Origin of the sequence: Wolbachia endosymbiont (group A) of Campoletis raptor, from assembly GCF_964026755.1 — a bacterium.
In the GTDB taxonomy this organism is placed as follows: Bacteria; Pseudomonadota; Alphaproteobacteria; order Rickettsiales; family Anaplasmataceae; genus Wolbachia; species Wolbachia pipientis.
The window spans coordinates 1,129,392-1,142,295 of sequence record NZ_OZ034695.1; the positions used below are offsets into that span (position 1 = coordinate 1,129,392).

Sequence of the window (12,904 nt, forward strand, 5' to 3'; positions counted from 1 at the left end):
TGCAATCAATCTGATCAAATTTAAGAATAGTAATTTGTTATTTATATTAATAAATTTAATTCTATTGAAAATAGCTAAAGCATTGAAATTCTTGAATTTTAGCCGGATTAGTGAGTGGTAGTGAAATTTCTTTTACTCAAATTTAGGTATTCACTGACCGTTCTTGTTGTAAATACCAGAATAATAAGCTACTGATATTCTCCACCTTTTTTATCTTTAATCCATCATAGCTAGCGATGCAACAAAGCCATCCCAGTGTCAAGCACTGGGATGACACCTTTATGTTTGAGGCAAAACCGGCCATAGCATTTAACACACTGCCTTCGCAAAATGTTCGTACAGTTGTTCGTTACGTGCTGGAATGACAAGGTGGAGTGTCTTTAGATGTCATCCAAGTAGCTGACACTGGGATCTAAAAAATTTAATTTATATATAAAGTTTGTTTAAACTATTTTCAAAACAGATAAAATATAATTTTACAATTAGCGTAAATAAAATGAATTATGATGTAATCATTTCAGGTGGTGGGTTACTTGGTCTTATTACTGCCATTGGCCTCAGTTGTGACTCTGTGTCTGTAGCTGTGATTGAAAAAAATAGTCTACCACGTGTAGTAGATGATAATCGAGCATTTGCTATTTCTCAAGGCTCGAAAAAAATATTGGAAAAGTTAGGGATTTGGCAGTTTGTGGAAAGTGAAGCTGAGCCAATACTTGATATATGCATATTAGATGCGGTTACTGTGCATTACAATCATAAAATGGTTAGCGAAGAGCCAATGGGTTATGTTATCAACAATGCTACTATATGGAATGCAATCAACAATAATTTTCTAAATAAACTGAATATATACTCTCCACATTCCTATAAAACAATTGCTTGTGATTCAGGATATGTGGAAGTGATTCTTGATAATAACCAGGAATTAATATCATCGCTACTTATCTGCGCTGAAGGCAAAAACTCTAAATTACCAGAGTTATTTTCTATACCGACAGTGAAATTTGACTATAAACAAAGTAGCATAGTATTTAATGTAAAGCATGAACTGCATCACCAAAACTTAGCTGTAGAGCGTTTTTTTCCTGGCGGTCCATTTGCAATTCTACCGATAAAGGATGGCTATACTTCTTCGATAGTTTGGACAGAAAAATCTGGAATTTCAAAAATGCTAATGGATCTGTCTGAAGAAGAATTTATTATAGAGCTTAAAAAAAGATTTGGTTCTTATTTAGGAAAGATAAAACTAGAGGGTGAAAGAAAACTTTATCCTTTAAGTTTTGTTTTCGCAAAAAAGTTATATAAGGGTAGAGTTTTGCTTATCGGCGATGCAGCACATTCAATTCATCCAGTTGCAGGTCAAGGGCTTAATCTTGGAATTAGAGATGTAGAAAGTATTATAAAGCACGTAGTTGCCGCAAAAGCATCTGGTATTGATGTTGGCAGTAGTTATTTATTAAAGAAAATTTCACGTAACAGATACTTTGATAATTTTACAATGGCGCTTGCAACTGATGGATTAAATAGGATGTTTTCCAACAGAATATTCTGCGCTAAAGCACTAAGAAATCTTGGCTTGATTGCAGTTGAAAATTCAAATTTCCTCAAAAAACGCTTCATTCGGCATGCTATGGGATTTATATAAATCACTATTTTATAGTTAATGCAAGTCAGGTTTCCCACGTCATACCGCCGCGGTATCTTGGCCGCTAACACGTAGCGGGATGACGAATGTATCTGTTTAGCAGTTGTGTTAAAAGTCAATAGAAAAATTGATGTAGCTGTGGATAAGTACTTTTATCTGTATAAACGTGCTTATCCACAGCTATACTGGCTCTTAGATAGAAACAGACAGAGAGTTATATTCCTCAGTAAAAACCCTGTCATCTCTGACTAAAGAGTTAGCAAGAATAAGCAATTTCCTCATGGCAGCAGTGGAAGCAATTTTATATGGCTTTTTATATTGACTATATAATCTAGTAAAGAAAGGTTTGATATAGGAATTAGGGGGGGGAGGGGGGGGGATGTATGGTCCCAGAGTGTGATGGTATGATAAAATATGAGAAAACAATACCATCAAAGGAGGAATTATGGGACAAATATTACATGGGTGCGCCAAAACAACAGAGACAATTCGTAGAGCAATACAAAATAGTAAAGAGAGCATAGCAAAACTCTCCAGGTACTATAACCTTAATCCAAAAACTATCATTAAATGGAGAAAACGGTCTTTTGCCAAAGACGCTGATATGGGTCCGAAGCATGCAAGATCAACTGTTTTAACTTTAGAAGAGGAGGCTGTAATTGTTGCATTTCGTAAGCATACTCTATTGCCATTAGATGATTGTCTCTACGCTTTGCAAACCTCAATCCCACACTTGACTCGCTCTAGTCTACATCGTTGCTTACAGAGGCACAGCATTAGCAGACTACCAGATGTTGATGGCGAAGTTAAACCAAAAAAGAAATTCAAACAATATCCTATAGGCTATTTCCATATTGATATTGCAGAAGTCAGAACAGAAGAAGGAAAGTTATATTTGTTTGTTGCAATAGATAGAACATCCAAATTTACGTATGTTGAGTTGCATAAAAGTGCTACAAAACCTATAGCTGCTGAGTTTCTACGTAATTTGATTAAAATTTTACCATATAAAATCCACACTATTTTGACAGATAACAGTGTACAATTTACCAACCAAAAACGCCATAAATACGCTTTTCAACATATATTTGATAGAGCTTGTGAAGAAAATGACATTGAACACCGTCTAACAAAAGTTAGCTATCCTTGGACAAATGGGCAAGTCGAGCGTATGAACAAAACTTTAAAGAATGCCACTGTTAAGAAGTATTACTATCAGTCTCACCAGCAACTCAAAGAGCATCTTTATGACTTTGTTATGGCCTACAATTATGCTAAAAGACTCAAAACTCTTAAGGGTCTTACACCTTTTGAGTTTATATCTTTACAGTGGACAAAATCTCCTGAATTGTTCATACTAAATCCACACCATCACACTCTGGGACCATACACTTTTCCTGTGTTTCGTAATATTATACAATCAAATTGATAAAAGCTGTATTATCTCCTTGCAGCATTAAGTGTATATTTTTTGCTATTTTTTCCACTAAGGGAGTAACATTATCAAAATTTGAAAATTTTGATAACACATAATCTGCTAAGCTTCTTTGATCTTCAGGTCTACCCACTCCAAATCTCAAGCGCCAATAATCGTTGCCAATAAAACTATCTATGGATTTAAGTCCATTATGTCCAGCAGAGCTACCATCTTTCTTTATTTTTATTCTTCCAAGTTCCAAATCAGCGTCATCGTGTATGACAACGATATTATCTAGCGATAATTTGTAAAAGTTTCGTATTTTTGCAACAGGGATGCCTGAATTATTCATAAATGAATAAGGCTTTATTAACATGATTTTATTATCATTAATTATGCCAGAGGTTATCAGATAATCGGCTTTTTTAGAGAACAACTGAAAACCCCAATATTTGCAGATTGCATCAACGGTGATGAAGCCGATATTATGATGAGTTAACTCATATTGACTACCAGGGTTACCAAGCCCAACTATCAGGTGCACTATTCTTCTGTTTCTGCTTGAGGTTCTTCAACGTCACTATCGGCAGCAGAAATTGTAACAATGGTAAAATTTTCTTCTTCATGGGCTACAAACTTAACACCTTCTGGTAATTTTACATCATTAATATGTATAGACTGGCCAATCATTTTACCGGATAAATCAACTTCAATAACCTGAGGTATTTTATCAGGAGAGCATTTAACAGCAATAGAACGACACAAAACATTAAGCACTCCACCTAACTTGATCCCTGGGGCTTTACTTTCATTCACAAATGATAGAGGTATGTCTATTTTAATTTCACTGCCTTTATCAACAAATTGAAAATCAACATGTTGCACAGTATCCTTTACTACATGCAATTGGATATCGCGAACAAGAGCATATTCCTTTTTGCCCGAAATATTCAGCTCTATCAAATGTGCAGAAAGAGAACCTGATTTATATTGCTTCGTGAATTCCTTTGCAGACAATGTCAAATTTACATTATCATGGCCCTTTCCATATATTATTCCAGGGATGTTTCCTTTCTTCCTTAGAGAATGCACCGCTTTTGTTTTTGTCACGTTACGTAACTCTGCATTAATTGTTGCTATTTCCTGTTGCGTCATCGATTACTCCTATTCAGCTAATCCTTTTAATATAATTTAATAATAATATAACATAAAAATATTTATTTCAAACTTCATTCTTTCATACTAATTGTTTGTGAAAGGATTTATTTAGATATATATTTAAACTTATTTAACAAGAACTATGGGCATTGACGATAAAGTAGTTTTTAGGATTTATAAACCAACAAGAACTGCAACACAATCTGGTTTAGGTAATACAAATTTCTGGCACCTAAAAATTGAATCTGGCTCCTACTACATTGAACCTTTGATGGGGTGGGTTGGCTCAAAAGATCCCAAAAAACAGATTGTATTAAAGTTTGATTCTCTTGAAAAAGCAGTATTCTACGCAAAAAAATGCAACGTTAAATACATAATTGAAATGCCAAAAAATGTTAAGAGGCTGCCAAAATCTTACGCAAGCAATTTCATACTAAAGTAAGGTTTATTGTGGTGTGCTTATCTGTAAAAGATAAAGCTTAGTATAACCAATTTAACTCTGGGTTTTAAGTTGTGCTAACACACTGCGGCCATTTAAAGAGTCAAGATTTTTAACCTGGCTAGCCAGTATTAAAGAGTTATTTTTCAGGTATTTCTTTACAAGGCTTGCAAGTCTTTTTGGATTATTCAAATAGCTCCATTCTGCTTGTAAAACTTTTATATCACTTTGCACTAAATTAATTTCACTTTTTATTTTTATTAGCTCTCTATTTAACGACTGAACATGTAATTTTACCTTAAATAATCCTACAATGCTAAGAAAAAACACAGCTATTGAGATGATGCAGAAAGTTCTCACGACAACCTCTGTATAGCTCTTAGTTTTGCTGAGCGTGAACGCGGATTTGCACTTACTTCTTCTATGCTTGCTTCGATCACTTTTTTATTTAGCAGAGAGAATGTCTTGCAATCAGTAGCACATAAATCTTTAAAAAAAGTTTTGACTATACGATCTTCTAAGGAATGAAAGGTGACGACAATTAATTTGCCATTCTCACTTAAAATCTCAGATGCAGCTTTAATACCCTTTTCAAGTTCTCCCAGCTCATCGTTTACCCATATTCTGATTGCCTGAAATGTTCTGGTTGCAGGATCAATTTTGCTTTTTCCACGAAATACCACGGAACGTACAATATCCGCAAGCTCAAATGTAGTTTTGATAGTTTTCTTCTTCCGTGCATTTATTATTGCTCTTGCAATTTTGCGAGAATGACGTTCGCCTCCGTAGTTATATATAGTATTTGCGATTTCTTCTTCGCGTAAAGCGTTAACAAACGTTGAAGCGTTTATATAAGAAGAGTTATCCATGCTCATATCGAGTGGACCATCATGTAAAAATGAGAACCCTCTATCTCCGTTATCAAGCTGCATAGATGAAACTCCGATGTCAAAGACCACTCCATCCACCCCGTTTGATGTCATTCCAGCGCGTGACCAGTTATTTTTTCCAGTATCAAGTACTGGGATGACAGGAGATGGCTCAACGCTGCTTAGTATACTTTTAATATTACTAAACTTCTCAATGAATAGTTTTATTCTATCTGGATATCTAACGCTTAAATCATCATAAAACTTAGTTACCGTTTCATCTCTATCAATTGCATATACTTTGCAATCAGCTGACTCCAATATTGCTTTGCTATACCCTCCAGCTCCAAATGTGGCGTCCACGTATATGCCACCATCCTGCGGTGATAGTAGTGATAGCATCTCTTTTAACAAAACTGGAGTGTGTGTCATAGTGCTCCATCAAGAGACTCTGTGCATACAAATAAAAATAGCTTCCCACTGAAACATATGGAAATATATAGGCAATAATATAAAAATACTTGAATATAGTCAATGATATAAAAATATTAAGATTTAATAAGATACCATTATTAGTATAATGTTCAAATTTTTCTATTATATAAAAAAAAGTAATGTATATTACTAAATACTAAACAAACTATAGAAGATTATGCAGCAAATAACAAAAGCAATATTCTCGAGTTTGATTTGTAACACTTTATTGTGGTATGACCACATGCTTTTTGGCCACTTAATAAACATAATAGGTGGTGTGTTTTTTCCATCAGATGATCAACTAACCAGCGTATTGAAAGCTTTTGGAGTGTTTGCAGTGGGTTTCTTAATGAGAGGTTGTCCGGAAACTAGTAAATTCAAGCATATTCCCTCTTTAACATAACCCTACTCATAGCTAGGTATATGAAATTCTCAGTGGATGTTGTGAGTAAATCATACTCCTTCGATAGCCTTCTATTCCTATTAACCCAAGCAAAAGTCCTTTCTACAACCCATCTTCTTGGCTGTACTTTAAACCCTTGTTCTCTTGTTGGTAGTAGCTCAGGTAGCGTATCTTTGTGCACCCAAAATCTACATGGAGGCCTTGTAACAATTTCAATATCTATGTCATATTCTTCCTTTATGTGATTCTTTAAATTTCTTCCTTGGTATCCCATGTCAGCCCACATTTTTTTAACTTTAGTATATTTTGTTCTCATATTGTTTAATGCTATTTTAATACCATCTCTATCATTTTCGTTAGCAGCGCCTACGTAACAACCTAGTATAAAACCCTGAGTGTCTGTAATTATATGCCTTTTTCTACCCTTTACTTTTTTACTTCCATCATAGCCTTTGATCCCCCCTTTTCTGTAGTCTTTACAGATTGACTATCTACTATACAGGCACTCGGCTGCTCATTCCTTCCTATTTTTCTTCTACTATATTTTGTAATTTCATAATTCATTTTCTCAAAAATTCCCTGCTTCTTCCATTGCCTGAACTGCTCATACACAGTCTTCCATAGCGGAAAATCATTTGGTAAATACCGCCATTGACACCCTGTACGCAATACATAGAAAATTGCTTCTAATATTTCTCTTTTGCTATACTTTGGCGGCCTTCCTCCTTTCTTGTATGATACTCTGAAGTGTTTTTCTATTCTTGCCCATTCCCTTTCGCTTAGATCTGTTGGATACTTTTTTCTCATCTTTACCCCGTACTAAAATTTCAGATATTATAGCCTTTTACTTGTTTCCGGACAACCTCTGAGACCAATCGGCGCTGCTATATTTGGTCACATTGGTGATAAGCATGGCAGAAGAGTTGCCTTATTGCTCTCGATTATATTAATGACTTTATCAACCGTATTAATTGCTTTTGTTCCAGGTTATCAAAGCATTGGAATACTAGCGTCAATGCTGGTAGTGTGTTTAAGATTATTGCAGGGTATATCTCTTGGAGGAGAAGCAGGAAATGCACCATTTTTAATAGAACATGCTTCTAAAAACAAAAAAGGATTTTTTGGCAGCATTGAAGTATTAAGCGCAATTTTTGGTTCAGTATTAAGCCTGATAGCGGTACTCATATGCAAAAAAGTATCTGATTTTGAATCTTAGGGGTGGAGATTACCTTTCATTTTCAGTTTAGCAATGGGATTAATTAGCATATATATGAGATATATACTTGATGAAAGCCCAGAGTATAAAAGACAAAAAAATCCGTCTAAATTGCCACTAAAAGAGTTATTAAACAATTACAAAAAGCCTGTTCTAATATCAATAGGTATTGACTTGGTTGAAAATGCGTCTCTCTATATATATTTGGTATTTTTCAATGTGCTTACGAATAAAATATTAACAGTAAATACTCATTTTAATCATATAGTGGAAATACTGAGTCAAATTGCGCTCGGAGGATTGACAATATTGTTTGCAATACTTTCTGATAAGGTAGGAAGAGAAAAAGTTATGAAATTTGCATTTATAGCTTTTGTAATAGTGAGTTATCCAGTTTTTTCAATGTTATGTAGTGGCAATTACTTGCTGGCACACATTCTTTTTATAATTCCAATAGCTGCATCGCTTGGTCCTGTCAGTGCACTTATGTGCGAATTATTTCCAACAAAGGTTCGGTACAGTGGATTTGGTTTATCAAGAAATATAGCTGCTGGATTTTTTGGCGGCTTTGCACCATTTATATGCACAACAATTATCAAGGTTACAGGACAAGAGACTTCAGCTAGTTTTTACATGATTTTCTGTGCATTAATTGGGCTAGTTGCTATATCGCAAATTAAGGGTGAGCTTTCTTCAAAATTACCCAAAGTAAACCAAGTATAGTTGCAGTATAGCAGAATTTAAAAAAATCTAATTATAAGGCGGGAAGTGCCAATTTTTAGGTGATAATGTGAATATTTCAGCACCATCTTTTGTTACTCCGAGCGTATGTTCAAATTGAGCAGAAAGTGAAAGATCGCGTGTTGTCACTGTCCAATCATCGAGTTTACTGAGCAGAGTCTCATGTTTTCCAGCATTAATCATTGGCTCTATTGTAAAGAACATACCTTCCTTCAAGACGAGATTTTCATCTTGATCATAGAAATGCACTACATTTGGTGGAGCATGAAAGACTTTTCCTATACCATGTCCGCAGTAGCTGCGTACGATAGAATATCCAAAATCTCTAATATATTTCTCTATAGCAAGCCCTATTTCATTTAACTTATTGCCGGGCTTAACTTGTTTGATTGCTTCCATCAATGCATGATAAGTAGCGTCACACAAGCGTTTTGCTTTTATTGATGGCTTGCCAACCCAAAACATGCGACTTGTATCACCATGCCAGCCATTTAAAATCACCGTGACATCAATATTTAAAATATCTCCATCTTTAAGTGGTTTATTATCGGGAACACCATGGCACACAACTGCATTTTTTGAAGTGCAAATCGATTTTGGATACCCCCTATAGTTTAGTGGTGCTGGAATTGCACCTGCATTAATTATAAAATCATGACATAGATCATTTAACTCATTAGTTGTCACCCCTACCTTTACGTACGGTGCAATGAAATCAAGAGTTTCAGCAGCAAGCCTGCCAGCCTTGCGCATAAATTCAAAATCTTCTTGTGAGTGTATAGTTATGTTCATATTTTCCATGTCTTATTGTAATTGGTACGCTTACTCGCAAGTACATAAACATAATAATTTTACATATTATAAAAATAAGTCCTATGGATCCTAGTGTCAAGTCATTTGTATGAAAGGTGGTAAAACAGAAATCTAGACTGTAACTTTTGATTTAACCCAATTATACAATTTACTCATTTTACCATCCTGACCTAAAATACCAGAATTATTTTTATAAAAAGTGTCAACTATTAGCTTTATAGAGCCTATAGCAGCAGAAAATACAGGATTTTTATCATATTCGCCATCAAGACCGCTACAAGACTCAGGGCACCCAATTCGAACTTGCTTATTGAATATATAGCCTGCAATTTCCTTCATGCTTGTGAGTTGACTAGTTCCACCTGTGATCACTACTTTATTAATTGGACCTTTCTGCTCTTGAAATTGCTCTCTTACCATTTCAAGTATTTCTTCAACTCTTGGTCTTATGATGTTAATAAGCTCAGATTTGAATACTTGAGTAGGTTCATCATTTTCGTTGTTTTGCATTGTAATGTACTCATTCTCATCTATTGAAGTTACGATAGTGCTGCCATACAGTATTTTTATATACTCTGCACGTTCTATGCTTGTGCATAGCCCGTAAGCAATATCTCGAGTGATATGAACACCACCAATTGGAACGCTGCTTGCATACACAAGTTTCCCTCTTTTGAAAATTCCAATTGCAGTGCACCCACCGCCTATATCAACAATAGCAGTCCCGAGCTCTTTTTCATCTCCACTCAGACAGGCAAGACCTGCAGAATATGCAGAAGCAATACAACCTGCCATATTTAATCCACCATTATTGGTAATACAGTTTTCAATATTGGTAAGCGCTGGACGCGAAGCAGTGACAACATTAACATCAGCAGATAGTCTTTTTCCGTACAATCCACCAACTTCTTTTATGTCAGTCATGTCATCTAAGTGATATTTTAGTGGTATATTGTGAATGATAACATTGTCTTCAATATATTTCTCAAATGTTTGAAAAACTACACGTCTTATATCACGCTCAGAAATCTCATGGTTAGCTGCAATAATTTCATTATGTACATTGAAAGATGAGATGCCACATCCAGCAATGTTCACATATATCTGATCTATGGTTTCTTCTGATACTTGTTCAGCTAAACCTATAGTTGATGAGATGGAGTAATTTGCGTGTTTTACATTAGTTATTGATCCACCGTTTACACCTTCTGCAATCTTATAACCCGTTCCTGTTACTTTATAGCTGAAGTTGCTATTTATCTTAACGATTAGACAAATAATCTTTGTTGTACCTATGTCTAAAACAGCAAAAACGTTTCTCTTTGGTTTTGCTATTACTGCAGAGTACATTAGTTAACCTTATTACGCAATTTCATTTAAATTGTAGCTTTCTTTAATAATTTATATTTCTATTATAGATATAGCAACATTTTAATATACACTAAATTCTGGACAAAAGGAAAAGCAAAACATAGAATTATAATTTTTATGTCCATATTACCAATTGTAATTGCCCCTGATGAAAGACTAATCACACGTGCCAGTGAAGTAACAGATATAAACGATAAAATTAAAGAATTAGTAAACGACATGTTCGAAACTATGTATGATGCAGAAGGTCTTGGCCTTGCTGCAGTGCAAGTTGGAGTGTTAAAGAGAATTTTTGTTGTGGATGTTCAGCTAGAAACAATTGAAAATGAGCCAGCAGGATATGAATCAATTGGCAAATTTTGCATGATTAATCCAGAAATTACGGAATTATCTGATGAACAAGTGACTCTCAAGGAAGGGTGCCTTTCAATTCCAGAGCAAAGCTATGAAATTAAGCGTCCAAAGTATTTAACTGTGAAATACAGAGACTTAAATAACGAAGAACAGACGCTAAAAGCTAGTGGTTGGCTTGCAAGGTGTATTCAGCATGAATTAGATCACTTAAACGGCATATTATATATTAGACATTTATCTAAATTAAAGTATGATATGGCCATGAAAAAAGCACAAAAGGTTAAAAAGCATTATGAGCAATAAAGACCTAGAATTATTAAAATTTTACCATGAAGTGGGCGTTGATTGCACACTAATGGAGGGTGAAGAGGAAAAAAAGCTGGAGAGCAAAGAGAGTGTACAACCCTCTGTTATCCAAACTGGGACCAAGAAGAAAGATGCAGATATGCGCTGGGATGACACTAAAGATGGAAAAGACATGTTTCCAAGTGACTGGATAATCGAAGCAAGGAAACTTGCAAGCAAATGTAATAGTGTGGATGAACTAAGAAGTGTAGTGAAGTCATTTGAAGGTTGTGAAATAAAAAAAACTGCAACTAATACTGTCTTTTCCGATGGTAATCCAAACGCAAAAGTTATGCTCGTTGGTGAAGCTCCAGGAGCAAATGAAGACCTTCAAGGCATACCATTTTGTGGTGCAAGTGGAATGTTGCTCGATAAGATGTTAAATGCAATCAATCTTGATCGCACTAAGGTATACATAAGCAATACTGTATTTTGGCGTCCACCTGGCAATAGAAAGCCAACCGACCTAGAGCTTGATATGTGCAGACCATTTGTCGAAAAACACGTTGCACTAGTTTCACCACAAATTTTAATTTTGATCGGGGGAATCGCATGTTATAGCCTTCTTGACAGCACAAAAACTATATCGAATTTGCGTGGCAGATTTCATACGTACACTAACCAATATTTGTCCAATTCAATCACCACAGCCGCTATATTTCATCCAGCTTACCTACTTCGTCAACCGGCACAAAAACGTTTAGCCTGGGAGGACTTGAAGAAGATTAGGGAGTATCTTGATAACACCAATAACTGCACAAATACCTAATAAAGTGGTAGACCTCTTGCATAGTTTTTTGCAGCATGTTAACAATCGTTAGAAACGAAAAAACTTACTTGACACCCTTCGCCAGCGCCCTTATCATGATAGTGAAGCTATTGTATTTGCTTTCGCCAATCTGCAGATTAAAAGGTAAGGATTACTTAATGTATCGGCGTCTTATGTTCAATTTTTTGCAGTATATAGATACTGTATGTCTTTACAAAACTTCATCTACATCTAGATTTTTATCTAAATAAGCTGAACGCGCTTATAAAGCGTTACAAGACATCAAAAAATGCCAATACTCGACAGAGATAGTAAAAGACTAGCTAACTCGGGGGTCCTTTGTCTTTTTTTCTGCTTAGTAAATTTCTTAAACATTTGCAGCGTAAGTTAGTTGCAATTAAAAGCAGCTGAATTTCGCTTGTCAAGCGTTTAAAACATAAAAAACGCCAATATTTTAAAGCGGATAATAACCCCAGGGCTTCTTTTGCCTTTTTTTCCGTTTGGTAAATTTCTTAATGTTTATAGCTAAACGACAATCGTCATCCCGCTGCTTGTTAGCGGGATCTATGCTTTGAGATACCGCGAATAAATCGCGGTATGACGTAGAGCTCGCGTTAGCTATACTTTTATGCTTACCAACTCAGTATCCAATCAAAATCCTGGATTTCAGTGTCAAGCACTGAAATGACACCAAAAGAGCTACTGCTGTTTTGGATGGAAACCAGTGTCAGCTACTTGAATCTGCCACGCAAATTGCCTGCAAATTGCAATGTTCGTACAGGTGTGCGTCATGCGCTGGAATGGCATCAAGGGGTAACTTTTTATTTAAACAATGATTGTAAAATGATTATAATAATAGATCTATTGAAATTTTAAAGTTATTAAAT

14 protein-coding genes and 1 pseudogene are annotated in these 12,904 nt (G+C 35.2%); 7 read left to right on the forward strand and 8 right to left on the reverse strand.

Annotated elements, in window-relative coordinates:
• The first annotated feature begins 496 nt into the window (after positions 1-496).
• Complete coding sequence (gene ubiH, locus AAGD74_RS05685) at positions 497-1,645, forward strand: 2-octaprenyl-6-methoxyphenyl hydroxylase (RefSeq protein WP_077188488.1); 1,149 nt, start codon at positions 497-499, stop codon at positions 1,643-1,645.
• 192 nt (positions 1,646-1,837) lie between these two features.
• On the opposite strand, the gene AAGD74_RS05690 is transcribed toward ubiH, so the two are convergent.
• Complete coding sequence (locus AAGD74_RS05690) at positions 1,838-2,077, reverse strand: hypothetical protein (protein WP_341810603.1); 240 nt, start codon at positions 2,075-2,077, stop codon at positions 1,838-1,840.
• Positions 2,078-2,090: 13 nt separating this feature from the next.
• Between AAGD74_RS05690 and AAGD74_RS05695 the strand changes: the two genes are divergently transcribed.
• Positions 2,091-3,074 (forward strand): IS481-like element ISWpi4 family transposase, encoded by a 984-nt coding sequence (locus AAGD74_RS05695; RefSeq protein WP_341810604.1) that lies wholly within the window; start codon positions 2,091-2,093, stop codon positions 3,072-3,074.
• Here AAGD74_RS05695 and pth read toward each other — a convergent pair.
• Both pth and AAGD74_RS05705 read right to left on the reverse strand, forming a co-directional pair.
• Positions 3,058-3,606 carry an aminoacyl-tRNA hydrolase gene (pth, locus tag AAGD74_RS05700; RefSeq protein ID WP_338482722.1) on the reverse strand — a complete coding sequence of 183 codons (549 nt, stop codon included), beginning with the start codon at positions 3,604-3,606 and terminating at the stop codon, positions 3,058-3,060. The genes AAGD74_RS05695 and pth overlap by 17 nt on opposite strands.
• On the reverse strand, positions 3,606-4,217 hold the full coding sequence (locus AAGD74_RS05705) for a 50S ribosomal protein L25/general stress protein Ctc (RefSeq protein WP_338482721.1): 612 nt from the start codon (positions 4,215-4,217) through the stop codon (positions 3,606-3,608). Before AAGD74_RS05705 ends, pth begins: the two co-directional genes overlap by 1 nt.
• Positions 4,218-4,362: 145 nt before the next feature.
• Between AAGD74_RS05705 and AAGD74_RS05710 the strand changes: the two genes are divergently transcribed.
• Positions 4,363-4,662, forward strand: a complete 300-nt coding sequence (locus tag AAGD74_RS05710; protein WP_006279686.1) for an NADH dehydrogenase ubiquinone Fe-S protein 4 — start codon at positions 4,363-4,365, stop codon at positions 4,660-4,662.
• A 51-nt stretch (positions 4,663-4,713) separates the two neighbouring features.
• Here AAGD74_RS05710 and AAGD74_RS05715 read toward each other — a convergent pair whose 3' ends face one another.
• The 3 genes from AAGD74_RS05715 to AAGD74_RS05725 form a co-directional block, all read right to left on the reverse strand.
• Positions 4,714-5,019, reverse strand: coding sequence for a hypothetical protein (locus AAGD74_RS05715; protein WP_006279685.1), 306 nt, complete (start codon positions 5,017-5,019; stop codon positions 4,714-4,716).
• Positions 5,016-5,960, reverse strand: coding sequence for a 16S rRNA (cytosine(1402)-N(4))-methyltransferase RsmH (rsmH, locus tag AAGD74_RS05720; protein WP_006279684.1), 945 nt, complete (start codon positions 5,958-5,960; stop codon positions 5,016-5,018). The genes AAGD74_RS05715 and rsmH overlap by 4 nt, the downstream gene beginning before the upstream one ends.
• Before the next feature lie 422 nt (positions 5,961-6,382).
• Positions 6,383-7,215, reverse strand: a protein-coding gene (locus tag AAGD74_RS05725) for an IS5-like element ISWpi1 family transposase (RefSeq protein WP_341810605.1) whose coding sequence is annotated in 2 segments (ribosomal slippage) — positions 6,383-6,846 and positions 6,846-7,215 — 834 coding nt in all. Because the reading frame shifts where the segments join, the coding sequence is not laid out codon by codon here.
• Between the two features lie 58 nt (positions 7,216-7,273).
• Here AAGD74_RS05725 and AAGD74_RS05730 point away from each other — a divergent pair.
• Positions 7,274-8,347, forward strand: a pseudogene (locus tag AAGD74_RS05730) (MFS transporter); the annotation flags it as partial.
• A gap of 27 nt (positions 8,348-8,374) precedes the next feature.
• Here AAGD74_RS05730 and map read toward each other — a convergent pair.
• Together map and ftsA are read right to left on the reverse strand one after the other, a co-directional pair.
• On the reverse strand, positions 8,375-9,157 hold the full coding sequence (gene map / locus AAGD74_RS05735; protein ID WP_006279681.1) for a type I methionyl aminopeptidase: 783 nt from the start codon (positions 9,155-9,157) through the stop codon (positions 8,375-8,377).
• Between the two features lie 132 nt (positions 9,158-9,289).
• Positions 9,290-10,528 (reverse strand): cell division protein FtsA, encoded by a 1,239-nt coding sequence (gene ftsA / locus AAGD74_RS05740; RefSeq protein ID WP_338482714.1) that lies wholly within the window; start codon positions 10,526-10,528, stop codon positions 9,290-9,292.
• 138 nt (positions 10,529-10,666) lie between these two features.
• Between ftsA and def the strand changes: the two genes are divergently transcribed.
• The 3 genes from def to AAGD74_RS05755 all read left to right on the forward strand — a co-directional run bounded on the left by def (position 10,667) and on the right by AAGD74_RS05755 (position 12,893).
• Positions 10,667-11,206 (forward strand): peptide deformylase, encoded by a 540-nt coding sequence (def, locus tag AAGD74_RS05745; RefSeq protein ID WP_006279678.1) that lies wholly within the window; start codon positions 10,667-10,669, stop codon positions 11,204-11,206.
• A complete protein-coding gene (locus tag AAGD74_RS05750) occupies positions 11,196-12,017 on the forward strand; it encodes a uracil-DNA glycosylase (protein ID WP_338482713.1) in 822 nt (273 codons plus the stop codon). Before def ends, AAGD74_RS05750 begins: the two co-directional genes overlap by 11 nt.
• 669 nt (positions 12,018-12,686) lie before the next feature.
• Positions 12,687-12,893, forward strand: a complete 207-nt coding sequence (locus tag AAGD74_RS05755; RefSeq protein WP_338976968.1) for a hypothetical protein — start codon at positions 12,687-12,689, stop codon at positions 12,891-12,893.
• Positions 12,894-12,904 lie beyond the last annotated feature (11 nt).

Coding starts and splice junctions, on each gene's coding strand:
- ubiH (WP_077188488.1), top strand. CDS start 497: ATGAATTATGATGTAATCATTTCAGGTGGTGGGTTACTTGGTCTTATT.
- AAGD74_RS05690 (WP_341810603.1), bottom strand. CDS start 2,077: ATGGTATTGTTTTCTCATATTTTATCATACCATCACACTCTGGGACCA.
- AAGD74_RS05695 (WP_341810604.1), top strand. CDS start 2,091: ATGGGACAAATATTACATGGGTGCGCCAAAACAACAGAGACAATTCGT.
- AAGD74_RS05705 (WP_338482721.1), bottom strand. CDS start 4,217: ATGACGCAACAGGAAATAGCAACAATTAATGCAGAGTTACGTAACGTG.
- AAGD74_RS05710 (WP_006279686.1), top strand. CDS start 4,363: ATGGGCATTGACGATAAAGTAGTTTTTAGGATTTATAAACCAACAAGA.
- rsmH (WP_006279684.1), bottom strand. CDS start 5,960: ATGACACACACTCCAGTTTTGTTAAAAGAGATGCTATCACTACTATCA.
- map (WP_006279681.1), bottom strand. CDS start 9,157: ATGAACATAACTATACACTCACAAGAAGATTTTGAATTTATGCGCAAG.
- ftsA (WP_338482714.1), bottom strand. CDS start 10,528: ATGTACTCTGCAGTAATAGCAAAACCAAAGAGAAACGTTTTTGCTGTT.
- def (WP_006279678.1), top strand. CDS start 10,667: ATGTCCATATTACCAATTGTAATTGCCCCTGATGAAAGACTAATCACA.
- AAGD74_RS05750 (WP_338482713.1), top strand. CDS start 11,196: ATGAGCAATAAAGACCTAGAATTATTAAAATTTTACCATGAAGTGGGC.